Consider the following 26,034-nt stretch of genomic DNA (forward strand, 5'->3'; position numbering starts at 1 on the left):
TCGAGCCAAGGAGGATCCATGACCGCGTACTATCAGCAGGTGCTCGAGGGCACATACGACAACCACGTGCTTCCGTTTTTGTGGATGAAGGGCGAGAGCCATAAGACCATTGCCGAGTATCTGGAAAAGATCGCCGGCGCCGACATCCACGAGGTCTGTCTCGAAAGCCGCCCACACCCCGATTTTTGCGGCGAGGGCTGGTGGCGCGACTTGCGCTTTGTCATTGACGAGTGCAAGCAGCTGGGCCTTAAGCTCTGGATCTTGGACGACGCGCACTTCCCCACGGGCTTTGCCAACGGCGCCGTCAAGGAGGCCGTGCCCGAGCTCCGCAAGATCGTGCTCACGCACCGCACGTTCGACATCGTGGGCTCCACGTCCGCCGCGAGCATCGCGCTCGCCAACATGCTCGACAAAACGGAGCGCTTCCACGGCGTGACATTTATGCAGGACGGCAGCCCCGTCGACGTCGCTTACCGAGTAATCGACGATGCAGACGGCAACCCCAGCCGCCTGGTCTTCGATGCACCTGCGGGCCTCACGCAGGCATGCGTGATGTTCACGAGCGGCAAGACCTCCTACAACGAGGACTACATCAATATGGTCGACCGCGCCTCGGTGGCGCAGCTCATCGATGCTGTCTACGAGCCGCATTTTGAGCATCTGGGCGATGAGTTTGGCAAGACGATCCTGGGCTTTTTCTCCGATGAGCCCGGATTTGCCAACGAGAAGGGCACCACGGGCCCCGATGGCATCTCGGACACGCTCATCGGCAAGGCCACCGCGCCCCTACCCTGGTCGGCCGAGCTTGAGCGTCGCCTACGCGCGGCACTGGGCGAGCGCTACCTGGCCGAGCTCCCGCACCTGTGGGACCGCGAGCCGGCCGGCGCGCACGTACGCCACGTCTATATGGACATCGCGAGCACCCTCTATAAGGAGTGCTTCTGCGACCAGCTCGGAGACTGGTGCCGCGCGCGCGGCGTGCAGTACATCGGCCACGTTATCGAGGACAAGGACTGCCACGCGCGCCTGGGCGTGGGCGCCGGGCACTACTTCCGCGCCGTGGGCGGTCAGGACATGGCGGGCGTCGACATCGTGATCAACCAGCTGGTACCCGGCATGGACCGCGGCCTTCACAGCTACGGACGCGGCGTGTGGGACCTCGAGTTCTATAACTACGTGCTGCCCAAGCTGGGCTCCTCGGCAGCACACCTCGATCCCAAAAAGCAGGGGCGCTGCATGGCCGAGGTCTTTGGCGCATTTGGATGGCACGAAGGCCTACGCGAGATGAAGTGGATCGCCGATCATTTTTTGGTGCGCGGCGTCAATTGGTTTGTGCCGCATGCCTTTAGCATGGCCGCCTTCCCCGACTGGGACTGCCCGCCGCATTTCTATGCGCATGGCCAAAACCCCCAGTTTGCACACTTTGGGCAGCTCATGAGCTACATGAACCGTACGGCGAGCCTGCTGAGCGGCGGGCGCGCAACGACCCCGGTGGCGCTTCTCTACCATGCGGACGCCGAGTGGGCAGGCGAGGCGAACTTTATGCAGCATGCCGCCTCCGAGCTTTTGCGCGCGCAGGTCGACTTTGACATCGTGCCGGCAGAGGCATTTGAGGACGCAGGGCGCTATGCCGTTGAAATTGCCGCAGACGGTAGCGGCTTTAGCGTGAACGGCCAGGCATACCGCTGCCTGGTGATGCCCGGAGCCGAGTTTGTCGGCGGAGCCGTGCTCGACTTTGCCGCGCGCGCCGCAGCCGCAGGTGTTGCCGTGTACGCGCTGGATGAGTTGCCGAACAAGCGCTACGACGGTGACACTGCAGGCCGCGAGGGCTTTGCCTCCCTGGATGCAGCCGCGGTCGCCGACATCAAGCTCCTGGCGACCACCGAGCTCGCAGACACACTTGCCAATACCGGCATGCAGACCGTGGTTTGCGCCGAGCCCCAGTCCTGGCTGCGCGCACTGCGCTACGAGCGGGCGGGCGAGAGCTATCTGATGCTCGTCAACGAGCATCCCAAGCAGGGTATCTCCACTCAGATTGCGCTTGCCGACGGCACACCCGTTGCAGGCGCGCGCCTCGACCTGCTCAACGGCACCGAGCCCGCCGCCTTTGACGGCACGCTCGAGCTGGCTCCCTACGAGAGCTGCATCGTGGTCCTTGGGGCTACAGGTTCCGTTGCTGTGGCAACCGCCGAAGACGAAGCCACATGCGTCGACGGGCCCTGGGCGGTTGCCTTCTCTGCCCCTGGCACCGATGCCTTTGGCGAGTCTGTTGAGCTTGCAGACCTGCGCGACCTTTCCTCGGCCGAGTTCCCCGGCAAGGCCGGCACATTCCGCTACCGGGCCTCCTTTGTCCTGGGCGAAGCGGCCACCCGCACCGTCATCGACCTTGGCGAGGTCTTTGAGACCGCAACCGTCACCCTCGACGGCAAATCCCTCGGCACACGCATCTGTCCGCCTTACCGCTTTGAGGCCGGCGCGCTTTTGGCCGGCGAGCACGCGCTTACGATCGATATCATCAACACCCTCGACCACGCCGTCCCCGACATGTTCGGCATGACAGAACCCTCCGATCCCAGCGGCCTACTCGGTCCCGTCCGCGTGCTCGGGTAGCGACCCCGCGCAACAGCCCCTTACGAGACGCCCGGCTTAGCCGGGCGTTTTATTTACCGTTATGATTGATACATCGCGATACGAATGCATGGGAGCCATATGGATATCAAGCGCAAAATCACCCAGGGCAAGGGGCTCACCCCCACCGAGCAGCAGCTCGGGCAGACGGTTCTCGCCATGGGTGAGAACGTTCGCGGGCTCTCCATCAAGGAATTTGCGCACCAGACCAATGTCTCCGTCGCGAGCATCCACCGCTTTTGCAAAAAGCTCGGCCTTGAGGGCTTTAAGGAGCTCAAGGTCGAGCTGGTACGCGCAGCCTTGCGCGCAGACTCCGCCGCCGAGGTGGATATCAACTTTCCCTTCGATGCAACCTCCACCCCTGCGCAGGTGATGGAGCGCATGGAGGGGCTCTACCAGACCACGCTGGCCGAAACGCAGGAGCTGCTCGACTCTGCACAGCTCGACCACGCCGCCAAGCTCATCATGCGCGCCGGCACCGTGGACATCTACACGGGCTCGCATAACCTGTATCCAGCGGGAATGTTCCGCGATCGCCTGCTCTCGTCCGGCAAAAGCGCGACGTGCCACGACAGTGTCGAGGCGCAGGTGCGTACGGCGCTCGCCTCGGGCCCCGACCATGTGGCAATCGTTATCTCCTACAGCGGCCTTGCCCCCAACCTCAGGGAGATCTTGCCAATCCTCAGCAGTCGACATGTCCCGGTCATCGTCATCGGCACGCCGTACTGTGCCCGCATTCACCCCGGCTTTGCCGCCTATCTCACGGTAAGCGACCACGAGAGCATGACGCACCGCATCACGCAGTTCGCCAGCCATATCGCCGTGCAATACGTACTCGATTCGCTCTATAGCAGCTACTTTGCCAAAGATTACGCCCGCTGCTCCGAGTTCCTAGAGCGCTCGTTCCCCTACACCCGCCTGCCCGGACTCAAGTAGCGACGAGCGTGGATTTTTGGACACTCAGATAACGAGCGTGGATAATCTCCCACTTTGAGCCCGCACACAGGCCAAAACCGGGAGATTATCCACGCTCATTTTGGGTCCCCTGGGAACGCATGAGGAGGGCGGAAGACAGCCGTTATTTGCGAGGCGTCAGCGACGTAAAGAGTCCGTGTTGGTTGCAGTAAAGATATATCCTGCCGCGCCCGGTAATATGGAAGCGCGGCTGCACCGATTGCTCTGGATAGAGCTTCTTAAAGCAGATGCCGTCCATAGTCGCATATGCCACAAAGCTAATGTAGTGATCCTTGGTCATGGGATGATCGAGCGTGACGTACCAATCGTCCTCGATGCGCTCGATGGAAAAGGCGTGGTCCGCGTCCGGCTCTTCGGCCTCCTGGGGAAACATCGTGGAGCCACAGCAGCTAAAGCTGCCTTCTCCGAGCGCGTGCACAACGTTTCCGCAGATAGGGCAAACGTAAAAGACGCCTTTGAGCATATTGCCTGCACGGTTGGCGTTGGCCCGAATGTCACCAGCCAAAAGCTCGGCCACGCTTATGCCGAGTCTCTGGGCCAAAGGCTCAACGAGGGAAATGTCGGGAAGGCCGCGGCCGGATTCCCACTTGCTGACGGCTTTATCGGTCACGCCAAGGCTTTCCGCCAGGGCGCGCTGGGTGAGGCCGCGCTCTTCGCGCAGCTGCTTGATGGCATGCGCTGCCAAAAAAGTATGGGAGGCATTGGTTTGCCGTGTCTGGTTCATGGGCTGTCCAATCAAATTGAAGAAATGGAGTGAACCGGTTCGACAGTCAGTATCCATTTGAAGGCCAGGCTCGACAACCTACGCTGCGTAGACATGCGCCAATCGAACGAGCGCGGATTTTTGGACGCTCATCCTGAGTAGTCATTTAAGAACGCCCCAATGACTACTCATTTATGTCTGTCCCCAATGACTACCAAGGCAACGCCGATGTTTTGGCAACGACAGCGAAAACCCGCCAGAGCGAGCAAGGTGCCTTGAAACGAGGCGGCATTGATCTTTCGATCATGCCGCCGAAGTTGAAAGGCAGATTGCCGCTCTGGCGGGTTTGCAGCGTCGAGCCGTTACGCGGGTTGGTAAACCCGCGTAACTACTCCCGAGCTCCGTACTGCTCGTAGTAGGCGTCGATAGCGGTCTTGAGCTCGTCGTCGATGACGACTTTGCCGTCGATCTCGTGGTTGTAGAGGGTCTCGACGACCTCGGCCATGGAGACGATGCTCGCGACGGGGAAACCGTACTTGGCCTCGATCTCCTTCTGCGCGGTGGTCACGCCACCCTTGCCGACCTCCATGCGGTTGAGGGACACGATGAGGCCCTTGATCTCGACATCGGCAGCAGCCTTGACCTTGGGATAGGTCTCGTCGATGGACTTACCGCTGGTAGTGACGTCCTCGACCATGACCACGCGGTCGCCGTCCTGGGGCTCGTAGCCCAGCAGGTTGCCCTTGTCGGCGCCGTGGTCCTTGGCCTCCTTGCGATCGCAGCAGTACTTGACCTCCTTGCCGTACAGCTCGTGGTAGGCAATTGCGGTCACGACGGCCAGCGGAATACCCTTGTAGGCCGGTCCAAACAGCACGTCAAAGTCGTCGCCAAAGTTATCGTGGATGGCCTGGGCGTAATACTCGCCCAGCTTCTTGAGCTGATAGCCCGTCACATAGGCGCCGGCGTTCATAAAGAACGGGGACTGACGGCCGCTCTTGAGCGTAAAGCTGCCGAATTTAAGAACGTCGGACTCAACCATGAACTTGATGAACTCTTGCTTGTAAGCCTCCATGCGGGCTCCTCTCGTAATCGCGTACGTGCCTTCCAGTTTAGCGCAGGCAGGGCGCGTTGCGGGCGCGCTTTGGGGCCTCGGCATTCTGTAAAGGCTTTGTCAGGGGCAATGGTTTTCCAAACATTGGGGTTGACACGGCAAACCCCCTCATCAAGAATACGGGCGGATTGTAACGGGTACGAGATACCCAAAGCGCGCCGCGCCCGGCCTTAAGGAGGTGTGCCATGGAAGGCAGTCATAGTCGAAAAACCTGCATGTCGCTCTCGGCACGCCGCGAGGATTCCGCGCACGCATAAGCGCCAACAGCCGATCGTCAAAACCACCACAAAGGTGCCTGTCCCTTTGTGGTGGTTCGAAAGCATGACGTGAGCGACATCTAGGTTTTTTGAAGCACATACGACACGTACGCTAACTCCCTTCAACAAGGAGGACCCTATGCTGATGCTCAAAACCGCCACGGTACTCGAAGCCATCTCCAAGCGCCGCCGCACGGCGCGCCCCGCCGCTCACACCGGCCTATCCAAGAACACCATCTTCGCCGCCGCCCATAGCGCCGAGGACGCCCTCGTGCTGCTTGACGCCACGGCCGACGGACTCACTGCCGAGCACGCCGCCGAGCGCCTGGACGCCTCCGGCCCCAACACCATCGAGGCGCCGACCAAGACGCTCGCCCGCCGCATCGCCAACGCGTTCATCGATCCCTTCGCCGGTATCCTCGCCGCGCTCGCGCTGGTCTCGCTCTACATCGACGTGCTCGCCGTGCCCGAGCCGCAACGCGATCCCTCCACGGTCATCGTCATCGGCATCATGCTGCTGGTATCGGGCGGCATGAAGTTTATCCAGGAAGCCCGCAGCGGCAATGCGGCCGAGGCCCTCAAGGACCTGGTCTCCAACACCTGCTGTGCCCTGCGCGACGGCGAGCGTATCGAGATCCCCTTTGACGAGCTCGTCCCCGGCGATGTAATCCGTCTCTCTGCCGGCGATATGGTGCCAGCCGATGCCCGCATCATCACCGCGCGCGACCTGTTTGTGATCGAGTCCGCACTCACCGGCGAGAGCGAGGCCGTCGAAAAGATCGCTGCCATCACCGTCGCCGAGGGTGCCGGCAGCTCCGCGCTGCCGCTCCCCGCCTGCAAGAACATCGTCTTTACCGGCACCTCCGTGCAAAACGGCACCGCTATGGCACTTGTCGTAGCCACCGGCTCGGACACTTACCTGGGCGGCATCGCCAAGATGCTCAACCGGCGCGGCGAGAAGAGCGCGTTTGACCGCGGTGTCTCGAGCGTCTCCATACTGCTCGTACGCCTTATGCTCGTTATGGCGCCGGCCGTCTTTGCCATCAACGCCGCCACCAAGGGCAACGTCATCGACGCGCTGCTGTTCGCCACGAGCGTAGCCGTGGGCATCACGCCGCAGATGCTTCCCGTCATCGTGACCACGAGCCTGTCGCAGGGCGCCAAGGACCTCGCCCGTCGCCAGGTTATCGTCAAGGAGCTGCCGGCGATCCAAAACCTCGGCGCGATGGACGTCCTGTGCTGCGACAAGACCGGCACCCTCACCGAAGACCGCATCGTGCTGGAGCGCTACCTCAACACCGACGGCAACGAGGACGCGCGCGTGCTGCGCCATGCGTTTTTGAACAGCTTCTTCCAGACCGGCCTCAAGAACCTTATAGACCTGGCCGTCATCGACCGTGCCGACATGACGCCCTCGACCGTCGTGCCCGATGCCATGCTGGGGCAGAGCCTGCGCGACCGCTATACCAAGGTCGACGAGGTGCCCTTCGATTTCTCGCGCCGTCGCCTAAGCGTAGTCGTCGCCGATACCCAGGGCAAAACCCAGATGGTTACCAAGGGGGCTGCCGAGGAAATGCTCGATATCTGCTCCTTTGTCGAGGTCGATGGCACTGCCCAGCCGCTTACCAAAGACAAGCTCGCCCAGATTCGCAAGCAGGTCGCCGAACTCAATGCCGAGGGCCTGCGCGTGATCGCCGTGGCGCAAAAGACCAATCCGCGCTGCGTGGGTGAGTTTGGCATCGCCGACGAGTGCGACATGGTGCTGATGGGCTTTTTGGCCTTCCTCGATCCGCCCAAAGCAAGTGCCGCCGGCGCTGTCGCCACCCTCGAGGCCAAGGGCGTGGCGGTCAAGGTCCTGACCGGCGACAACGACCGTGTCGCCGCCACCGTCTGCGAGCAAATCGGTGTCGACGCGAGCAACGTCTTGCTGGGCTCCGAGATCGATGCACTCGATGACGCCGAGCTTGCCGAGCGCGCCGAGAACACCCATCTCTTCGCCAAGCTCTCGCCGCTGCAGAAGGCGCGCCTGGTGCGCGTCATGCGCGAGCTGCTCGGTCACACCGTGGGCTTTATGGGCGACGGCATTAACGACGCCGCCGCCATGCGCGCGAGCGACTGCGGTATCTCGGTCGATTCCGCCGTCGACATCGCCAAGGAATCCGCCGATATCATCTTGCTTCAGAAGGATCTGGGCGTGCTCGAGCGCGGCGCCATCGAAGGCCGTCGCACCTACGGCAACCTGCTCAAGTACCTCAAGACCACGGTGAGCTCCAACTTTGGCAATGTGCTGTCCGTGACCGTCGCGAGCCTGTTCCTGCCGTTCTTGCCCTTGAGCGCCCTGCAGCTGGTGCTGCTGTCGCTGGTCTACGAGATCGTATGCATCGCGCTGCCGTGGGACACCGTCGACGACGCCTGGACTGCCCGCCCGCGCGCCTGGGATGCCACGTCCATTAGGGACTTTATGCTCGAGCTGGGCCCCGTGAGCTCGCTGTTTGACATTGTGACCTTTGCCGCGCTCTTCTTTGTGGTGTGCCCCGCAACCGTGGGCGCGAGCTGGGCAGAGCTTGCCGCCGCGGGCAACGTCGCAGGCATGGCGGCCTTTGCGGCGCTCTTCCAGAGCGGATGGTTTGTCGAGTCCATGTGGTCACAGACGCTCGTGATCCATATGCTGCGCTCCCCGCGCCTGCCGAGCCCGCGCGACCACGCCGCGCCCGCGCTGTGCGCCCTCACCGTGCTGGGTCTGGCACTCGTCACCTGGCTGCCGGCAAGCCCCATCGCCGATGCGCTGGGCCTCATGCCGCTGCCGCCGAGCTTCTTCGCGCTGCTCGTCGGCATCGTCACCGCCTATATCGCGCTCACCCAGCTGGTCAAGCGCCGCTACATCGCCCGCCACGGCGAGCTACTGTAGCGCCCGAATTGTGGCGCGCGACCCATCAGGCGGTCAAAAAGTCCCGTCTCAAGTTAAACCACTCATTTAAGTACGTCCCCAATGAGTGCGGCGGAATGGCTCCCCTTGACAGCTTAAAGCCGTCATGCAGGAACCATTCCGTCGCAGCCTTATGAAAGGGACTGGGTTGTAAATGTTGGAGAAGAGCCGTTAGCGCCCAGGGGTCAGGATCACCAGGGCGTCGTGCTCAAAGGGATGCTGAGCCACGCGCACGGTGCCGTCACCGTTGTCGCGAACGGGCAGCTTGGCGACGCGCTTGTCTTCCATGTCGAGAACCGTCGCCGTCCAGCCACGCGCGCCGTCGAGCTTAAACTTGAGCGCCGTGGTGCGCGGCAGGTACGTGACGACGCGATCGCCAACGCGCGCCACACGAATGGCCTCGCGCGCGTCATCGAGGAGCTCCTGCGCCGGAACCACGGCAAGTGCGTCGTCGCCAGCCGTAGCACCCAGGCCGGCAAGCACATGCTCGATCGCGCCAAAGTCCCAAACGCCCGCAAACTGCAGACACTCCTGCCAGCGGAACGGCATATCGAAGCCCTCGCCCAGCACCGAGCCCTGGCTCTTGCTAGTCTGCCAGTTCCAAACACCGTGCGCGCCATAGGTCACACCCGCGCTGGCGCCGGCAAGGATCGACGACCACACACTCGCGCGGCAGTCCTGCGCGGTGAAGCGCCAGTACACATTGCGCGACGCACCCATCTGCTCGTAACAAGGCTCAGAGTTGACCATCGGCTTTTTGGGATAGTTGGCGATAAAGTCCTGCGGCAAGTGCCAAGCCTCGGGCTGGCCCTCGTAGTTGTGGCCGGGCTGGAACATGTAGAAGTCCAAGCGGTCCAGGTACCGTGCCGGGATGGTGCGGTTGCCGCGGTTGATATGCATGGTGCGCAACGCCTCGGGCGCGCGATTGACGACTTCGTCGAGGGCATCCTCGTAATAGGCGATCGCCTCGTCGCTGGTAAAGTCGGTATCGCCCGTCACCACGTAAACGGGGTCGAACTCACCCAGGTTCTCGACGACGCGGGCAACGTGGGCACGGACCTCCTCGCGCGGCATAACCTCGGCACCGCAATGCTCGGCAATCTTGGCGCCCCAGGTACCGGGCACGTAGTTGCACCACATAAGCACGAGTGCCGGACGAATGCCGTGCTCGACGGCAGCGCGACACATGGCGGCGGCACGATCCCAGTACGCTTGGTTGGGTCGGGACCAATCAAAATGCACGCCATCCTCGCTGGCATAGGGCCAAATGCCCAGATCGGGGCAGCAGCGATCCCACTGCGGCAGCGTGTTGATCTGCAGCACGTTCATGCCCTGCTCGGCGCGACGGGTCAGATAGTAGTCCCAATCGGCCTCGGCAATGCTCGTAAACGCGCTCCAGCACGTATCGGCAAACCAAAAGAACGGTTTGCCCTCGCACAAAAAGCCATCCTGGCGACCGTTGACGGTCAGCGTTCCCAAACTCATCTGCATGTCCTTTCGTTCGATAAAGGATTTGCGAACCGCCGGAAACTTTCGCGGTAACCCCGCGCGAAAGCCCCCGCCGCTTGGCAAACCCTCGCGGGCGAATCTCACCCGCCCCCCATCAGTCTACCTTGCAAGAAGGGCCCCGCCGGGCTTGCGCCTGACGGGGCCCTGTCGTGTAGGTGAGGTCATATGCAACCGAATGGTTTGGCCTTAGGCCTCCATCTCGGCGAGTTCCTCCTTGGAGAAGCCGCAGGCAAAGACGACGGCAGCGGCGATGACAAAGGAGATTGCCATACCAACGATAGCCCAGACGGTGTTCATCTGGCCACCCTGCAGGTAGTTGGTGAAGACCAGGAAGTTGGAGGCACCGCCTGCGAGGTAGTAGGTAACACCCATGAGGCCGGAGAACACAGCGCCGATAGCACCGCCGATGAACATGCCAAACATGGTGCGACGGAAGCGCATGAGGATGCCGAAGAGCGCGGGCTCGGTGACGCCGCCGGCGATGGCGGAGATGACGTAACCGATGGCGAGAGACTTCTCGTCGGGGTTCTTCATCTTGAGGAAGGCACCGAAGGCGCAGCCCCAGACAGCGGCCATAGCGCAGTTGGTGGAAACGAAGACGAAGGGATCGTAACCGGCAGCGATGATCTGAACCTGGGCGAGCAGGATGACGGGCATGTGCATGCCGCAGACCACGAAGAGCTGCCAGAAGGCGCCGAGGATGGCCATGACGATCAGGATGCCGATGCCGCCAAGGTCAGCAAGGCCGAAGAGGGCGTTGGCGATCAGCGTACCGATCTCGTTGCCGATCGGAGCGAGGACGATGAAGGCAATGGGGATCGTGACGATCATGGTGCAGAACGGCGTGAAGACCGTGGACAGCACGTCGGGCATAACCTTCTTAAAGAACTTCTCGATGAAGTACAGGACGGGCACCGAAAGGATGATCGGCAGGACGGACTGCTGGTAGTTGGCAGCGGCGATCTGGATGCCGTAGACGGAGATGATTCCGCCGCCCTCCTGGGTGGCGACGCTCACCACGGAAGGAGCCATGAGGGCGCCACCGAGCAGCATGCCGAGCACCGGGCTGGCGCCGAGCTTCTTAGCGGCGGCATAACCCAGGTAGATGGGGATAAAGGTGAACGTGGCCTCGTACAGCGTGGTGTAGAGGAACGTATAGGTCGGGTCGTCGGCCGAGAGCACACCGAGCATGGTGGGGCCGAGGACGGCCGCGATGGTACGGAACAGACCACCGGCCATGAGCAGCGGGATGAGCTGGGTCATGGAGCCCGACAGATAGTCGAGGATGATGTTAGGCAGGTTCTTGAGCTCGAACTTCTCCTTGGGAGCGTCGAGGTTCTCGTTGACCGCCTCGCCCTGTTTGACGCCGGAGATGGCGACGAACTCGGCGAGCACCTTGGGCACGTTCTGGCCGATGATGACCTGGAGCTGGGCGCCGGCGAACTGGCAACCCAGAACACCCTTGACCTTCTTGATCTTCTCCACGTCGACCTTGTTGTTATCCTTGAGCGTCAGACGCAGGCGCGTCATGCAGTTGGTGGCAACGGAAACATTCTCCGCGCCGCCCACGAGCTCGAGGACATCGGTGGCAATCTGCTTGTTATCTACTGCCATGGGACCCCTCCCCATATCTTCGTGTGCCAGCCCCCTTGGGCTTAGGCACGCCTTTGGCCCGGCGACTATAACCCCTTACGGTTGCCGGACCCTTGGATACGCTGTCGTAAACAAAGTGTTTACTGAACGTTTACGGGCTTTAGTTTACACGGAGCGCCTCATTTGTGGCAATTTTACCGTGCAGAGTCCGGCGAACGGTAGGAAATCGGGGGTGAACGTATTCCAATGGCGGGAGATAGTCTCTTTGACTGTCTATTGATAAATGGCTCTTTACGTGGGCTTTTATTTTGATAAACACCTCTATGACCTGTTAACTCATCAACAGAAGCCCTGCTAGAAGCTAGTAAACATATGTTTAGTAGTTCATGGCGTGTTAAATTTTGCCGTTTACCGAGTTTATCAGCTTGTTCTGCAATTCTGGATTAAACTAAACATGTTTAGATTGTATTGCCGCTTTTGTTTCCCACTAGCGGCGCAAGGGAGGCAGCTCATGGAACTCAAATTGTGTACCTACGCAACCGTCACCACCTTGGGCGACTTTGGCCCCTGGATCAGCAAGGTCGTACTCGACCTGCCCTGCACCGTGCGCGCCAACGACATCGACGCGAACACCTTCCATATATATATAGAGCGTCACGAACGCTCGGGCGAAGTTCTGATGCGCAAGGAGCGCGGCGCCGACCATGCCGCGCCCTCCGTGGGTTACATCGACGTTCTCGCCGCATATCCGTGCGACGAAAACGGACGTAAGCTCGCCGTGGGCACCCATGTGGCGCTCGAGGTCGCCGAGCAGCGCCTGACCAAGACCATCGAAGGCGGCGTCATGGGCTCGCGCATGCTCGATGACCAGCTGCGCATCACGCAGCTCGCGGCTCTTCCCGGCAACGACGGCGACGATCCCACCTGCGGCCTGGTCTTCGACACCTGCCGTGGCGATATCTGCCCTGCGCTCAAAGGCTGGAGCAACGACACGCAAAAGACCGCCGTCGACGGTATCGCGCTCGAATACGGCTTCTTTGAGCCCAGCTTTAAGGCCGAGGACTCGGCATGCTTCAACCCCTTTGCGCCCGAGGCCACGGCCGTGCCCCAAAAGGCACCGCTCGTGGTGTATCTGCACGGCGCCGGCGAGGGCAAGGGCGCCACGCAGGGCGAAGGCGCCACGCGCGCCTATATCGGCAACCGCGTGACGGCCATCAGCCAGGCGCAGATCCAGCGCTACTTTGGCGGCTTTGCCTGGGTGCTCGTGCCGCAGTCGCCCACGTTTTGGATGGACAACGGCGTCGAGCAGCTTGGTCACTCCAACCAGAGCATCTACTCCCCCGTGCTCAAGGCACTTATCGATGAGTTTGTCACCGAGCATGCCGACCGCATCGACACCGACCGCATCGTGGTCGCCGGTCTTTCCAACGGCGGCTTTATGACCCTGCGCCTGTGCGCCGACTACCCCGATTTCTTCGCCGCGGGCCTTCCCTGCTGCGCCCCGTGGTACAACGCCACGGACGAGGACGTAGCCGCGCTCGCCAAGACGCCGCTGTGGTTTACGCACTCCAAGGGCGACGAGCTCGTGTGCCCGCAGCAGACCGTGCTGCCGCTGTTCGCGCGCCTGCGCGATGCCGGCGCCAACGTGCATCTCACCTACTTTAGCCATGTCGAGGACCTGACCGGCGTGTATCGCGAGGCCGACGGCTCGGCCAAGAAGACGTTCAACCACGGCGTGTGGATCCACCAATTCAACGACCTGTGTTATCAAGACTTCGACGGGGGCAACGTACTCATCGACGGCGAGCCGGTGGGCTGCTGGGAGTGGTCGGCCAGGGTCGACCGCTAAGCCCTCCCATCGCGGGGACCGGGGTTTAGTCTTGCAAACGTCCTCGGGCATGCATGGGCTGGCGCTTTGCGCTTCGCGCTGCGCCTGCCCATGCCCCCTGCGGAATGTTTGCAAGACTAAACCCCGGTCTCCGCTGCGTTGACGTTGCTGTGACCCTGGCCGGCCGCTTCTAGCGGGCCGCCGGGTCGGTGGCGATGGGGGCATGGGTCCCGTCTTGCCTTGCGCGTAACTGGCTGAATTGATTTTGATTGGAGCTGTTCCTATGTCCCAGAAGTTGACTCGGGTGATTGTTACCACTGATATGGAAGTCGATGATATGAACTCGCTTGTTCATTTGGCTCTGTATCTCAACTTGCTTGATGTTCAGGCTGTGGTGTATACGGCTTCGCAGTATCACTTTCTTGGGGATGGGGTTCATACGCTCGGCGAGGTGAATTCGCATTGGCGGACCAAAGGGCGGCGCTCTTATGAGTGGGCTGTTGTGCCTCATGAGCCCGATCCGCTAGCCGGCGAGCTTCGTGAGTATCGGCCGTTTCCCGAGCATTGGATTGAGAGTCTCTGGAGTAATGAATATGCCCAGGCTTGGCCGCAGTTGCAAGCAAATGCGGCCGCTGCCGGTGAGCCGCCGTTTCCCACGCCCGCCCAGATGATCGAGCGCACCTTTGTGGGAAATGTTGCCTTTGAGGGTGATGTGACTGAGGAAACTGAGGGGTCTCGCGTAATTGCGCAGGCGATTCTGGATGATGATCCGCGTACGTTATGGTTGCTCAGCTGGGGTGGTATGAATACGATCGTTCGCGCCCTCATGAGTATTGCCGAGCGCTATCGCGCCACGCCCGAGTGGCCCGCCGTACGGCAGCGGGTCTATCAGAAGGTGCGCGTGATGGGCGTTGCCGATGGCGTGGGGCAGGACAACTCGTGGCTCGACCATGGACGCGAGCTCTTTCCCGAGCTCATCTTTTGGCGTACGCCCTATATGTATGGCAACTATTTCGACGCCAAAACAGCTCAGCCCGATACGCTGCCGCTGTTTAAGGCTCCTTGGCCTGAGCGGAATCTCACGCAGGGCAACGGACCCCTCATGGCACGCTATATGCTCTATGGCGATGGTAAGGTCTACGAAAACGAGCCCGAGCGCTTTCAGTTTGGCAAGCATGCCCGTCTGGATTGGGGCCTAGAAGGCAGGCCCGCGGTGCAGTTTGAGCGCGGCGACTTTATGGCCGAAGGCGACAGCATGACCTATATTCCGCTGCTTCCGTTTGGCCTGCGCGGTATCGACGACCGCGACTTCGATACGCTGCTGGGCCGCATGTTTTTTGATGGGCATCCCGATGCGAACGCGCCCGCCGGTTTTGCCTCCATCGGCACGCCCGCAGACGACAATCTCAATCCCTACCTGCGTGCCTATCAGGAAGACTTTGCCGCCCGCGTGCAATGGTGTGCCCATGATCCGGCAGCCTGCTCGCATCCGGCACATGTTGTCGAGGTCACGGCCGACCGCAGCGCCACAGCCGGCGAGCGCGTCGACCTTACAGCGACCATCGTCGACCCCGACGGCAAGGGCTTCGATGTGCATTGGGATGTCGCCGTGGACCCGTCGAGCTATGCAGGCGCCCAGGATCTGTCGCTGTGGCAAGAATGCACGGTAGACACCGCTTTCATCGTGCCCGCCGACGCGCGGCCCGGCGACCGCCTTGTGCTCACCCTTACCGTGCAGACGCGCGCCGAGCGCCCCTGCACCCGCTACGGCCAGGTCGCCATCACCGTCGCGTAGCAGCGACGGCGCTCACACTCAACAAGAAGTGCCCCCAAGTGCCGGCCAAATGACGAGAGTGGATAATCTCCCACTTTGAGCCCCCAAACAGGCCAAAAACGGCAGATTATCCACTCTCACTTTGGGGCACTCATTGGGGACAGACTTAAATGAGTAGTCGTTGGGGACGTTCTTGTTTGACTGGTCATTTAAGTACGTCCCCAATGAGTGCTTTCACTTCTTTTAACAAAACGCCCGGCGGGCATTAACTGCTCGCCGGGCGTTTTGGTTAGGAAACTCTGAAGTTGAGTGTCTCGGCTTCCTTAGGACAGATCCTCACCATTCGTTTCAATGACGTGCTTGTACCAGTCAAAGCTCTTCTTCTTGGAACGCTTGAGGGTGCCGTTGCCCGCGTCGTCGCGGTCGACGTAGATAAAGCCGTAGCGCTTGGACATCTCGCCCGTGCCGGCGCTCACCAGGTCGATCGGGCCCCAGGTGGTGTAGCCCAGCAGGTCAATGCCATCCTCGGTCACTGCATCGCGCATCGCGGCGATGTGCTGGCGCAGGTAGTCGATACGGTAGTCGTCGTTGATGGAGCCATCCTCCTCGACAACATCCTTGGCGCCCAGACCGTTCTCGACCACAAACAGCGGCTTCTGATAGCGGTCGTACAGGTCGTTGAGGGTGATGCGGAAGCCCAGCGGATCGATGGCCCAGCCCCACTGGCTCTCCTGCAGGTAGGGGTTCTTGGCGCCGGCGAAGGCGTTGCCCTGGGTGCGCTCGACATCAGGGTTATCGGCACCGGCGGAACAACGGGTGCTGTAATAGCTAAAGCTGATGAAGTCGACGGTGTTGGCGGCCAGGATCTCGCGATCCTCATCGGTCATCCCGACGTCAATGCCCAGGCGCTCGAGCTTCTTGAGCGCATAGGCCGGGTAGTAGCCGCGGCTCTGGACGTCGACAAAAAAGTAGTTGCTCTGGTTATCGAGCTGCGCCTGGCGCACGTCGCCCGGACGGCAGCTGTAGGGGTAGTAGCTACCCGCGGCGAGCATGCAGCCGATCTTGACCTCGGGGTCGATCTCGTGGGCAATTTTGGTTGCCCAAGCGCTGGCGACGAGCTCGTTGTGGGCGGCCAGGTACTCGACGGCCTCTTTGTTCTCGCCCTCCTCAAAGACCAGACCGGCACCCATAAACGGCAGGTGCAGAATCATATTGATCTCGTTGAAGGTGAGCCAGTACTTCACCAGGCCCTTGTAGCGGGTGAAGATCGTGGTCGCGAGGTTCTTGTAGAAGTCGATGAGCTTGCGATTGCGCCAGCCGCCATACTCCTTGATGAGGTGAATCGGGCAGTCGAAGTGCGTAATGGTCACGAGCGGCGCGATGCCGTGCGCCTGACACTCGCGGAATACGTCCTCGTAAAAGGCCAAGCCGGCCTCGTTGGGCTCGGTCTCGTCGCCGTTGGGGAAAATGCGGGTCCACGCCAGGCTCATGCGGAAGGTCTTAAAGCCCATCTCGGCAAAGAGGGCGATATCCTCCTTGTAATGGTGATAGAAATCGATGCCGGTCTGCGCGGGATAGTAATAGCCGTCCTCGAAGTCGAGCATCTTGCGCTGACCGGAGACCACCGCATAGCGCTCGGGGCCGTGCGGAGCCACGTCCACGTTGGCAAGGCCGCGGCCGTCCACGTTGTAGGCGCCCTCGCACTGGTTGGCAGCTGTTGCGCCGCCCCACAGGAAGTCGTTACGGAAAGCCATGCATCGATCCTTTCACACGTTGTTTGTCGTAGGCTCAGTATCCCTGCAAACAGTGCGTCGCTCAACGGCAACAGCACAAGTCGATACTTCTTTTCGCGCGCAGGCGCCTGCCGGCCGCCCCCGTCTGACACTTTTTGATACCCGCCTGCCCAAACCACCACAAAGGGGACAGGTACCTTTGTGGTGGTTTGGGCCGGTTTGTCTTGATCTGTAACAGCTAGGCCGTCAAAATCGGGTTTGGTGTTACAGATTGAGATTTTTCGGGCGGCCCTCTACGGTTTGTCTCGATCTGTAACAGGTAGAGGCGATTTAGCCCGCTAGATGTTACAGATCGAGACAGAAGATTCTAGTCGCAGGTGATGTCGAGGTTTTTGCCGATGAGGCCTACGTAGCCGCCTTCGGCTGCCTTGGGGCTGTCGGCGTGGCAGAGAACCCACTTGTCGGCCTTCCAGTAGCAGTAGCTGTCGCCGACCGCAGGCATGTCGGCCGCGGCCTCGGGGCGCGGCCCGTTGGTGCCGGCGGGCAGCGCCACCATCACCTGGAAGCCGCCGCCGTCGACCATGCACGGCGTGTAGTGAAGCGTGGTGTTGAAGACCTCGATGACCGTACCCGCCGGCACGCGGAACGCCTTGACGCACGCGGTGTCGAGCTTGCCGTCCTCGATCTCCCAGCGATGCGCCACAAGCAGGATAAAGTCGCGAGCGCCCAGGTTGAATTCGCTGGCGCGGTGATACTCCAGACAGTTGAGTTTCGTGTTGTGGCCATTGCACCAGCCGAGCTGGAAGGGACGACCGCCAAACATGAGAAAACCCAGTTTGTCGGCATCCTTGACGCCCTCGAGCTCCGGCGCACTCGCTACGTACTTGCTGCCCTCAGGAATGGGCGTGGCAGAGAGCGCCTCGAGCACGGGCGACGTGAGCTCGGACGGAACGTCATCCCAAACGTTGCCATAGGATTTGAACTCGGGATCGTTAACAGAGTAGATATGCATGTTCGCTCCTGTTCGTAAATATGACTATACGAACATTCTAGAACAAACATGAGCGATTTTGAACGCTCGTCCCGACCACTCAACAAAAAGGCGCCCCCGTATAAGCGAAGGCGCCCAATGCGCGCGTTTTAGGCGATATAGCCCTTAGGCCTGCTGATAGTGCAGGTGCTTCTCGTCGATATCGGCCAAGTCGCGGTCGAGGTAGCGGCGCGCGAGCCAGTTTGCCATGGGGAGGTTCTGGTCCAGGTAGTTACCGCACTCCTCGGGAGCGGCACCGGGGACATCGCCCTCAAAGTCGGCGACAAACTCGAACAGCTCACGCACGAGCGGCAGGATCTCCTCGCTCGTCACTTCGCCAAATACGACGAGGTAAAAGCCCGTGCGGCAGCCCATGGGGCCAAAGTAGACAATTCGGCGCGACCACTCGGCATGGTTGCGAAGGAACGTCGCACCCAAGTGCTCGATGGTGTGGCACTCGGCGGTGTTCATGACCGGCTCCTTGTTGGGCGTGGTCAGGCGCAGGTCAAACGTGGTGACGGCGGCGCCGGTCGCCGGATCGCGGTCGATGCGGCTCACATAAACGCCGGGCTCAAGCAGCAGATGGTCAACGGAAAAGCTGGCGATGCGCTCCATGGCAGATCCTCTCGATAGTCAATTTGGGACGGGCTCTTTTAGCTGGTTCGAATGGTCGCACCAATCATACCAGTCAAAAAAGCCCCGTCCCAAATGAGCTGCCTAGGACGAGGATCAATGAGTTTTTAATCCCCGTCCCAGAAAAATCATTTTAGGCCGTGTACGCGATGGTCGCATCGACGGCATGCCGCCAGCCGACGATCTTTTTGGCTCGCTCGTCTGCGGGCATGGCAGGCTCCACGATGCCGCGGGCGCCATAGACGTCGACGACATCGCGCGCGTACATGCCCAGCGCAATGCCGCAGGCCCAAGCTGCGCCCAGACCGCTCATCTCGTCATTGCTCGCAATGCGGATGGGCGAGCCGACCAAGTCGCTCTCAAACTGCATCAGGTACGCATCGCGCGTGGGGCCGCCGTCAACACGAAGCTCGGCAAGCGCCGCGCCCGAATCCTCGACCATCGCATCAATGACGTCGAAGATCTGATAGGCGATCGACTCATCGGCGGCCTTTACGAACTCCGCACGACCCGTGGTGCGCGTCATGCCAAAGACGCAGCCCTCGGCATCACTCGCCCAGTGCGGCGCGCCCAGGCCGGTAAACGCCGGCACAAAGTAGACGCGGCTCGACGGATTGGCGGCGTAGCACAGGTCGGTGACCTCCTCGGGGTTGTTGATGAGCTCCAAATCGTCGCGCAGCCAGGTCTTGACGGCGCCGGCGTAGCTCACGTTGCCCTCGAGCACGTACTCGGTCACGCCGTTCATACGCCACGCAAGCGAGCTCGAAAGCCCGTGCGAGCTGGCGACAAACTCGTTGCCGACATTCATCATGACCGAGCTGCCGGTGCCATACGTTGCCTTGGCCATACCGCGGCTGTGGCAACCCTGCGCAAACAGGGCCGCATGGCTGTCGCCCAGCACGCCGTGCACCGGCACGGGCGCGGGCAAAAAGCCGTCCAGGTCCGTCGTGCCAAAGAGACCGTCGGAGTCGGTCACCTGCGGCAGGCAAGCCGGATCGATGCCAAAGGCCTCGCACACCGGCTCGCTCCAGCAGCCATGGCGCAGGTCAAAGAGCTGCGTGCGGCTAGCATTGGACCAGTCGCAGCGGAACTCCGCGCCGCCCGTGAGCGTCCAGACAACCCAGGCATCGATGGTGCCCAGGCACAGCTCGCCCGCCGCCGCTGCCTCGGCAGCCGCCGGAACGTTCGCGAGGATCCAGGCCATCTTGCCCGCCGGATAGTAGGGCGAAAGCACCAGGCCTGTCGTGTCGCGCACCAGCTCGGCCACGCCTTCGCGCGCAGCAAGCTCGTCGCACAGCTCGCGGGCGCGGGCGCACTGCCACACCACGGCGTCGCACAGCGGCTCGCCCGTCGTGCGGCTCCAGGCAACGGTGGTCTCGCGCTGGTTGGAGATGCCAATGCCGGCGATATCGGCCGGATCGACCCCGGTCTCCTCCACCACGGCACGTGCCACGGCCAACACGTTGGCGGCAATCTCGGCCGGATCATGGCTCACCCAGCCGGCCCCGTTAACGATCTGGCGATGCGAGCGATCGGCACGATGAATCAGGTGGCCGCCCTCGTCCACCAGCAGCGCCTTCGTGCCCTGCGTGGACTGATCGATTCCGATGATGTATTTGCTCATGTACTCTCCCATTCCTTCCGTCAAATCGAATGTGACAAAGGGGCTGTCCCTTTGTCACATTCCAATTACTCTGCGGGCAGGAACTCGGTAACCGTCTTGGCAATGCCTTCGCCGGTGAGACCGTAGTGCGCAAAGACCTCGGGACTCGTGCCGGTGATGACCGGCGCGTCGGGCAGGCTTAGGCACTTAACCGGACGCGGGCAATGCTCGCCCACGACCTGCGCGACCATGGAGCCCAGGCCGCCAAAGGGGCTGTGCTCCTCGACGGTCACGACGGCGCGCGTGGCACCGGCGGCCTCAATCACGGCCTCGGCGTCGAGCGGCTTGACGCAGTACATGTCGAGCACGGTAGCGGAGATACCCTGCTCGGCCAGCAGATCGGCGGCGTCAACGGCATGGCGGACCATCTCGCCGGTGGCGACAATCGTCACATCGGTGCCGCGACGTACCCAGGTGGCACGGTCCATCTGGAACGGGCACTCGTCCTCGGTGTACACGTCCTCGACCGGGTTGCGGCCCACGCGGATATAGGCCGGCTTGTTGTCGGCAACCAGGGCGCGTACGAGCTCGGCAGTCTGGAAACGATCGCTCGGCAGATATACGCGCATGTTGGGAATCGCGCTCATGGCAGCGATATCCTGCGCGGAGTGATGGCTCATGCCCAAGGCGCCGTAGGACACGCCGCCCGAGATGCCAATGAGCTTGACGTTGGTGTTGGAGTACGAGACATCAACCTTGCACTGCTCATACGAGCGCGTGGTCACAAAGGACGCCGGCGAGGCGGCCCAGGCCTTCTTGCCGCACGAAGCCATACCGGCGGCGATGCTCACCAGGTCCTGCTCGGCAATGCCGACCTCGACGGACTGCTGGGGATACTGATCGAAGAACGGCGTGAGCGATGCGGAACCGCGGGAGTCGGAGCACAGGACGACGATGTCCTTATCGGTCTCGGCGGCCTCGAGCAGCGTGTCGCAGATAACCTTACGGTTGGCGATCTTGTTAGCCATTGATGGCCTCCTTATGGGCAGCGAAATCGGCGATGATCTGGGCGTATTCCTCATCGTTGGGCAGGTGATGATGCCAGGCGGCCTTGTCCTCCATAATGGGCGAGCCATAGCCCTTCACCGTGTTGAGAATGATGACCGTGGGCTTTCCCTTGGTCTCGGCCGCAAGCGTCAGCGCGGCGTCAATGGCCTGGATGTCGTTGCCCGGAATGGAAAGCACGTTCCAGCCGAAGGCAGCCCAGCGCTCCTCCTGCGAATCCTGCTTCATGACGTCCTCGGTGCTGCCGCTGATCTGCAGGCGGTTGCGGTCCACGAGCGCGCACAGGTTATCGAGCTGGTAGTTGCCACCGCTCATGGCGCCTTCCCAGACCGAGCCCTCGGCAAGCTCGCCGTCGCCCATGATGGTGTAGACGCGGTAGTCGCGGCCGTCCATCTTGCCGGCAAGCGCCATGCCGACGGCCACGGGCAGGCCATGGCCCAGCGAGCCGGAGTTCATCTCGATGCCCTTGAGCTTGTTGTTGGGGTGACCGATGTAGGGGCTGCCGAACTTGGAGAAGCGGGCCTTGACGTCGTCGAGGTCCAGATAGCCCTCGTGGCAGAGCACCGCGTAGTAGGCCTCCATGGCGTGGCCCTTGGAGAGCACGAAGCGATCGCGGCTGGGATCGTCGACGGTCTCGGGCGAAATGTTGAGGTGATTGGCGTAGAGGGTCATCAGCGCATCGATGACCGACATGTCGCCGCCGATGTGCCCGCCGGCGCCAGCCATGATGATATCGACGCAATCGCGGCGAAGGTCCCAACGCAGGGATTCAAGCTCTTCGATAGTTGCCATTTCTACTCTCCTCGCAGGTAAGCTTTGACGTCTTCTTCGATGGGGTCGTACAGGTCGGGGACAATGCCGATGTACTTGCACGCCTCGTAGAGCACCGGCACCACGTTGGCGTGAATGGCGACGCAGTGGTGGATGTAGGGACCCTCGACGATCTTGGCCTCGAGGCGCTTGAGGTTGTCGACCTCGACCCACAGGTAGGTGCCCATGCCGGCCGGGCCGTCGATGCCGCGGGCGTTGCCCAGCAGCAGCGAGTACTCGCCGTTGTCGCCGTCAAAGCGGGCAAGGGTGAGGTCGCCGTGCTTGGCCTCGGCCGTCAGCGCGCCGGGGTGATCGAAAGCCAGCGGGTAGGTGAGCTTGGGCTTGACGGCCGCGCAGCTGCAGGGCCAGGGGCCGCAATGCTGCAGCAGCTCGCCGTTCTCGTTATCGGGATGGCGCACGGTCCAGTCGGCGAACATGCCGCGGTGACGGCCCAGGTCGGCGGCCTCGACCATCAGCGCGGTGATGGCGCCGTGGATATCGGTCTCGCATACGATAGGAATGCCCATCTCGTTGAGGATGGCGTTGGCGGCGCAGGGCATAATGCCCAGCTCGTCCTGCAGAGCGTTCCAGCACTGAATGGCACCGGCGTTGCAGCCATACTTCTCGACCAAGCGCTTCATGGCGATGGCAAGACCGGCGACCGCGGGGACCTTGTCCTCGGGGATGCAGATCTCAAAGCTGTCGTTGATGTGGGCAAGCATGGCGGCCATGGCCTGCTCGTCGGCCTGGGCGTCGCGCACAGCCTGGACAAGTTCGGTCATGGGGATAGGCGAAAGCTGGATGTTGAACTTCTCGAGCAGCTCGCCCTCGTTGCACATGGTCGACCAGAAGTCGAACGGACGGGTGGCCATCTGCAGGATGCGGGTGTGCTTGAAGGTCTTGACCACGTTGCAAACGGCCAAAAAGTCCCAAACGCCGCGCTCGAACTCGGGGTCGGTCAGGCGGCAGTTGGTCATGTAGGTGAAGGGAACCTGGAAGCGGCGCAGGACCTTGCCGGTGGCGAACAGGCCGCACTGGCTATCGCGCAGGCGTGTGCCGTCGGGCTCGGGGCGCTCGTCGCGCGGACCCCACAGCAGTACGGGTAGACCGAGCTCGCGGGCAAGGCGAGCGCAAACGTACTCGGTGCCAAAGTTGGCGTGGCACAGCATAATGCCATCGACGCCCTCGGCGCGGAATTTCTTGACGATGGGCTCGATATGGCTGTCGTCGAACAGCAGGCCCTCTTCATTGATGTCGTCGATATCCACGATGTCGACGCCGATCTCGCGCAGGCGATCAGCCGTCAGGCCGCGATACTTGATTGCGTCCGGCGCGCTAAAGATACTGCGGCGCGTGGGCACAAAGCCGAGCTTGATCTTGTCCATGTACGTCCTCCCCTAATCACATGTTCAGTAAACAGACGCATGTTTCGTTTTGTTCTGTTTACTAAATGTTTTACTCTACTGTTTAGAAGTTTAACGCGAAATACCCGTAGACGGTAGAGAAATCAGCCTAAACGGTATGTAAACAAACTGAACATACAAGGGCATCAAAAAGAGGGCCCAAAGGACCCTCTCTTAGTAGCGTTATGTATGGCTGCCTTAGCGAGCTTTGCCTCCCTACGGCCCAGCGTTGCCTTTGCCTAGATCTCACGCACGCTTTGGCGCTCGACAAAATAGGTCGACACGGCCGTCTTGCAGGTATAGCTCTTGGGATTGCGGATGTTGCCCACCAGGCGGCGCACCGCGATCTCGCCCACCTCGTGCTTGGGAACGTGCACCGTGGTGAGCGGCGGATTGGAGAAGGCGCCCAAAGACAGATCGTCAAAGCCGATGATTGAGACATCCTCGGGGACACGTATGCCGTGCTCGTTCAGCGCGCGCATGGCGCCTACGGCGAGCACGTCGTTTTCGGCAAAGAAAGCCGTCGGCAGGTCGTCGCGCGAGACGCTGTCGAGCCATGCGCCCATGTCGCGATAAGCACCTTCGAGCGTGGTGCCCAATGTGACGCGCCATGTCGGGTTGGCCTCAAGGTCCGCATCCTCAAGCGCTTGGCGATAGCCGCGCTCGCGATCCTTAAAGTTGCGGATGCGAAGGTCGCCTGCCAGATAGCCGATTTGCTTGTGACCCTTCTCGATAAGGTAGTCCACGGCGCGCAGCACCGAGTCGGTGTTGGCAATGACTACGGCATCGAAGTACTGACGATCGCTCCAGCCATCGAGCACGATCAAGTGGGCGGCAGCGTTGGCGAACAAGGCATAGTCTTCCTCACCCAGCTCGGTACCCATCAGCACGATGGCGGCCGACGGGTCGGCGATCAGGCCCTCGACCTGCGGGCGCACGGCGTCCAGGTCGCTAAAGTCGAGCGAGACAAAGCTCGTGCTCATGCCGTGGCGACGCGCCTGGCGCTCCACGCCCTCGATGACCGCGGGGTGGAAGGTGCTCTCGTCCAGGATGGCGCCCGTCTTGCGCGCGAGCACAAACTGGATGCTCTCGAGCTGCGTCGACTGCTGATAGCCGAGCGACCGCGCGCACTCCAGGATGACCTTGGCGGTCTCCTCGCTCACGCTGCGCTTGCGGTTAAGCGCGTTGGACACGGTCGCAGGCGAAAAACCGGTGATGCGGCTGATTTCGCGAACACTTGCTTTGGCCATTGTTCCCCCTAGTAGCGGTCGCGGTCGAGCATCGTGGCCTGACCGCCCCGTGACTCGACAACTAAACGACCGCAAATTCAATCTAAACAGAATAGTAAATGTTTAATAGCTAGTTTAGCCTGTTGTCAAGCGAAGCGACGCGACTATTCCCCCAACGGGCACATTTGCTCGGTAGCTAAAAAAGCCCCGTCCCAAATTGACTACTTGGGGCGGGGCGTGAAAAACATTTAGCCCAGGACGCGGGCCATACGCGCCTTGAACTCGGACAGGAAGCGTGGGGCGTCCACGGTGAGCGCCACGAGCGCGCTCTTATCTGGATCGGACAGACGGTGCTCGTCGCAGATGGTGCGGCCGCGATACTCGCCCAGCAGGTCGACACGCAGGTTACAGCCGAGCGCACCCACGAGCGTGGGATCAATCGCCACGGCAACCGCCAGCGGATCGTGCAGCGCGCAGCCGCCCAGGTAGGGCGCGTTCATTTCGTACGAACCGATATAGTGCTCGACCATGCTCGCAAACGCGCAGCCAGCCATAGTGCCCGAGCCCGTCCAGCCGGCAACGTCGCGACGTGTGAGCACCACGCGGTGCGTCACATCCAGGCCCACCATGGTGAGCTTGCGGCCCGAGCGCAACACAGCGTCGGCAGCCTCGGGGTCGCCCGCCATGTTGGCCTCGGCGCCCGCGCTCACGTTGCCGGGCACGGTAAGGGCGCCGCCCATCACGACCACGCGGCCGATAGACATCATCGCCGCCGCATCGCGCTCCAGGGCAAGCGCCAGATTGGTGAGCGGGCCGGTCGCAACGTAGACCAGATCGGGACCATAGGTACGCGCGGCATCAATCAGGTAATCGACCGCCGCATTGCCGTCGGCCGACGTCGCGCCCACCGGCTCGTACGGCGAGGCGGGCACGCTTGCGCCGCCGATGCCGTTCTTGCCGTGGATAAGCGTGGTGGACGCCGGCGGCGTGTAGGGTTCGGTCGCCTTCATGGGACGATCGGCGCCCAGGTACACCGGCACCTCGGGACGACCCAACAGGTCGAGCACCGCCAAGCAGTTGTGCGCCGACTGCTCGACGCGCACGTTGCCAAAGCACGTGGTGATGCCGACGAGCTCCACCTCGGGGCTCGCGATGGCGTAGGCAAGCGCCATCGCATCATCCACACCCATATCCAGATCAAGGATCAGCTTCTTGGTTGCCATT

General features: G+C 61.7%; 18 protein-coding genes. 5 read left to right on the plus strand and 13 right to left on the minus strand.

Annotated elements, in window-relative coordinates; genetic code table 11:
* Positions 1 to 18: 18 nt before the first annotated feature.
* On the plus strand, positions 19 to 2,610 hold the full coding sequence (locus tag DW913_RS01290; RefSeq protein ID WP_117797328.1) for a glycoside hydrolase family 2: 2,592 nt from the start codon (positions 19 to 21) through the stop codon (positions 2,608 to 2,610).
* Positions 2,611 to 2,709: 99 nt separating this feature from the next.
* Positions 2,710 to 3,564, plus strand: a complete 855-nt coding sequence (locus DW913_RS01295; RefSeq protein ID WP_117797330.1) for a MurR/RpiR family transcriptional regulator — start codon at positions 2,710 to 2,712, stop codon at positions 3,562 to 3,564.
* Between the two features lie 142 nt (positions 3,565 to 3,706).
* On the opposite strand, the gene DW913_RS01300 is transcribed toward DW913_RS01295, so the two are convergent.
* On the minus strand, positions 3,707 to 4,327 hold the full coding sequence (locus DW913_RS01300) for a helix-turn-helix domain-containing protein (protein ID WP_055250846.1): 621 nt from the start codon (positions 4,325 to 4,327) through the stop codon (positions 3,707 to 3,709).
* A 367-nt stretch (positions 4,328 to 4,694) separates the two neighbouring features.
* Positions 4,695 to 5,378 carry an orotate phosphoribosyltransferase gene (gene pyrE / locus DW913_RS01305; protein ID WP_006236284.1) on the minus strand — a complete coding sequence of 228 codons (684 nt, stop codon included), beginning with the start codon at positions 5,376 to 5,378 and terminating at the stop codon, positions 4,695 to 4,697.
* Between the two features lie 435 nt (positions 5,379 to 5,813).
* Between pyrE and mgtA the strand changes: the two genes are divergently transcribed.
* Entirely contained in the window at positions 5,814 to 8,582 is a 2,769-nt protein-coding gene (mgtA, locus tag DW913_RS01310) for a magnesium-translocating P-type ATPase (RefSeq protein WP_117797332.1), read from the plus strand.
* A 189-nt stretch (positions 8,583 to 8,771) separates the two neighbouring features.
* Here mgtA and DW913_RS01315 read toward each other — a convergent pair whose 3' ends face one another.
* The gene (locus DW913_RS01315) at positions 8,772 to 10,085 is read right to left on the minus strand and encodes a DUF4038 domain-containing protein (protein WP_117797390.1); all 1,314 of its coding nucleotides are present in this window, start codon (positions 10,083 to 10,085) and stop codon (positions 8,772 to 8,774) included.
* Positions 10,086 to 10,295: 210 nt separating this feature from the next.
* Entirely contained in the window at positions 10,296 to 11,723 is a 1,428-nt protein-coding gene (locus tag DW913_RS01320; protein WP_117797334.1) for a PTS transporter subunit EIIC, read from the minus strand.
* A 490-nt stretch (positions 11,724 to 12,213) separates the two neighbouring features.
* On the opposite strand from DW913_RS01320, the gene DW913_RS01325 reads away from it, so the two are divergent.
* Complete coding sequence (locus DW913_RS01325) at positions 12,214 to 13,551, plus strand: prolyl oligopeptidase family serine peptidase (RefSeq protein ID WP_117797336.1); 1,338 nt, start codon at positions 12,214 to 12,216, stop codon at positions 13,549 to 13,551.
* 262 nt (positions 13,552 to 13,813) lie between these two features.
* Positions 13,814 to 15,325: a nucleoside hydrolase-like domain-containing protein gene (locus tag DW913_RS01330; RefSeq protein ID WP_117797338.1), complete on the plus strand. Its 1,512-nt coding sequence runs from the start codon at positions 13,814 to 13,816 to the stop codon at positions 15,323 to 15,325.
* A gap of 302 nt (positions 15,326 to 15,627) precedes the next feature.
* Here DW913_RS01330 and DW913_RS01335 read toward each other — a convergent pair whose 3' ends face one another.
* The 9 genes from DW913_RS01335 to DW913_RS01375 form a co-directional block, all read right to left on the minus strand.
* Positions 15,628 to 17,058 (minus strand): 6-phospho-beta-glucosidase, encoded by a 1,431-nt coding sequence (locus tag DW913_RS01335; RefSeq protein WP_117797340.1) that lies wholly within the window; start codon positions 17,056 to 17,058, stop codon positions 15,628 to 15,630.
* Positions 17,059 to 17,404: 346 nt separating this feature from the next.
* A complete protein-coding gene (locus DW913_RS01340) occupies positions 17,405 to 18,049 on the minus strand; it encodes a DUF4867 family protein (RefSeq protein WP_117564520.1) in 645 nt (214 codons plus the stop codon).
* Positions 18,050 to 18,193: 144 nt separating this feature from the next.
* Positions 18,194 to 18,682, minus strand: coding sequence for an S-ribosylhomocysteine lyase (locus tag DW913_RS01345; RefSeq protein WP_117564519.1), 489 nt, complete (start codon positions 18,680 to 18,682; stop codon positions 18,194 to 18,196).
* Between the two features lie 151 nt (positions 18,683 to 18,833).
* Positions 18,834 to 20,324: a glycerol kinase GlpK gene (locus DW913_RS01350; RefSeq protein WP_117648224.1), complete on the minus strand. Its 1,491-nt coding sequence runs from the start codon at positions 20,322 to 20,324 to the stop codon at positions 18,834 to 18,836.
* 65 nt (positions 20,325 to 20,389) lie between these two features.
* Positions 20,390 to 21,331 carry a transketolase family protein gene (locus DW913_RS01355; RefSeq protein ID WP_117564517.1) on the minus strand — a complete coding sequence of 314 codons (942 nt, stop codon included), beginning with the start codon at positions 21,329 to 21,331 and terminating at the stop codon, positions 20,390 to 20,392.
* On the minus strand, positions 21,324 to 22,160 hold the full coding sequence (locus tag DW913_RS01360; protein ID WP_199407917.1) for a transketolase: 837 nt from the start codon (positions 22,158 to 22,160) through the stop codon (positions 21,324 to 21,326). The genes DW913_RS01355 and DW913_RS01360 overlap by 8 nt, the downstream gene beginning before the upstream one ends.
* Positions 22,161 to 22,162: 2 nt before the next feature.
* Complete coding sequence (locus DW913_RS01365) at positions 22,163 to 23,563, minus strand: L-fucose/L-arabinose isomerase family protein (RefSeq protein ID WP_117564516.1); 1,401 nt, start codon at positions 23,561 to 23,563, stop codon at positions 22,163 to 22,165.
* 257 nt (positions 23,564 to 23,820) lie between these two features.
* Positions 23,821 to 24,831, minus strand: a complete 1,011-nt coding sequence (locus tag DW913_RS01370) for a LacI family DNA-binding transcriptional regulator (protein WP_117564515.1) — start codon at positions 24,829 to 24,831, stop codon at positions 23,821 to 23,823.
* Between the two features lie 227 nt (positions 24,832 to 25,058).
* Complete coding sequence (locus DW913_RS01375) at positions 25,059 to 26,033, minus strand: nucleoside hydrolase (RefSeq protein ID WP_117564514.1); 975 nt, start codon at positions 26,031 to 26,033, stop codon at positions 25,059 to 25,061.
* Between the last annotated feature and the right edge of the window lies 1 nt (position 26,034).

The sequence above is a fragment of the Collinsella sp. AM42-18AC genome, from assembly GCF_003467965.1.
In the GTDB taxonomy this organism is placed as follows: Bacteria; Actinomycetota; Coriobacteriia; order Coriobacteriales; family Coriobacteriaceae; genus Collinsella.

What these genes read in the sequence shown, in the direction of transcription:
- DW913_RS01320 (WP_117797334.1), bottom strand. Translation starts at nt 11,723, where the DNA reads ATGGCAGTAGATAACAAGCAGATTGCCACCGATGTCCTCGAGCTCGTG.
- DW913_RS01290 (WP_117797328.1), top strand. Translation starts at nt 19, where the DNA reads ATGACCGCGTACTATCAGCAGGTGCTCGAGGGCACATACGACAACCAC.
- mgtA (WP_117797332.1), top strand. Translation starts at nt 5,814, where the DNA reads ATGCTGATGCTCAAAACCGCCACGGTACTCGAAGCCATCTCCAAGCGC.
- DW913_RS01335 (WP_117797340.1), bottom strand. Translation starts at nt 17,058, where the DNA reads ATGGCTTTCCGTAACGACTTCCTGTGGGGCGGCGCAACAGCTGCCAAC.
- DW913_RS01375 (WP_117564514.1), bottom strand. Translation starts at nt 26,033, where the DNA reads ATGGCAACCAAGAAGCTGATCCTTGATCTGGATATGGGTGTGGATGAT.
- pyrE (WP_006236284.1), bottom strand. Translation starts at nt 5,378, where the DNA reads ATGGAGGCTTACAAGCAAGAGTTCATCAAGTTCATGGTTGAGTCCGAC.
- DW913_RS01370 (WP_117564515.1), bottom strand. Translation starts at nt 24,831, where the DNA reads ATGGCCAAAGCAAGTGTTCGCGAAATCAGCCGCATCACCGGTTTTTCG.
- DW913_RS01360 (WP_199407917.1), bottom strand. Translation starts at nt 22,160, where the DNA reads ATGGCAACTATCGAAGAGCTTGAATCCCTGCGTTGGGACCTTCGCCGC.
- DW913_RS01330 (WP_117797338.1), top strand. Translation starts at nt 13,814, where the DNA reads ATGTCCCAGAAGTTGACTCGGGTGATTGTTACCACTGATATGGAAGTC.
- DW913_RS01315 (WP_117797390.1), bottom strand. Translation starts at nt 10,085, where the DNA reads ATGAGTTTGGGAACGCTGACCGTCAACGGTCGCCAGGATGGCTTTTTG.
- DW913_RS01355 (WP_117564517.1), bottom strand. Translation starts at nt 21,331, where the DNA reads ATGGCTAACAAGATCGCCAACCGTAAGGTTATCTGCGACACGCTGCTC.
- DW913_RS01325 (WP_117797336.1), top strand. Translation starts at nt 12,214, where the DNA reads ATGGAACTCAAATTGTGTACCTACGCAACCGTCACCACCTTGGGCGAC.
- DW913_RS01300 (WP_055250846.1), bottom strand. Translation starts at nt 4,327, where the DNA reads ATGAACCAGACACGGCAAACCAATGCCTCCCATACTTTTTTGGCAGCG.
- DW913_RS01340 (WP_117564520.1), bottom strand. Translation starts at nt 18,049, where the DNA reads ATGCATATCTACTCTGTTAACGATCCCGAGTTCAAATCCTATGGCAAC.
- DW913_RS01295 (WP_117797330.1), top strand. Translation starts at nt 2,710, where the DNA reads ATGGATATCAAGCGCAAAATCACCCAGGGCAAGGGGCTCACCCCCACC.
- DW913_RS01350 (WP_117648224.1), bottom strand. Translation starts at nt 20,324, where the DNA reads ATGAGCAAATACATCATCGGAATCGATCAGTCCACGCAGGGCACGAAG.
- DW913_RS01365 (WP_117564516.1), bottom strand. Translation starts at nt 23,563, where the DNA reads ATGGACAAGATCAAGCTCGGCTTTGTGCCCACGCGCCGCAGTATCTTT.
- DW913_RS01345 (WP_117564519.1), bottom strand. Translation starts at nt 18,682, where the DNA reads ATGGAGCGCATCGCCAGCTTTTCCGTTGACCATCTGCTGCTTGAGCCC.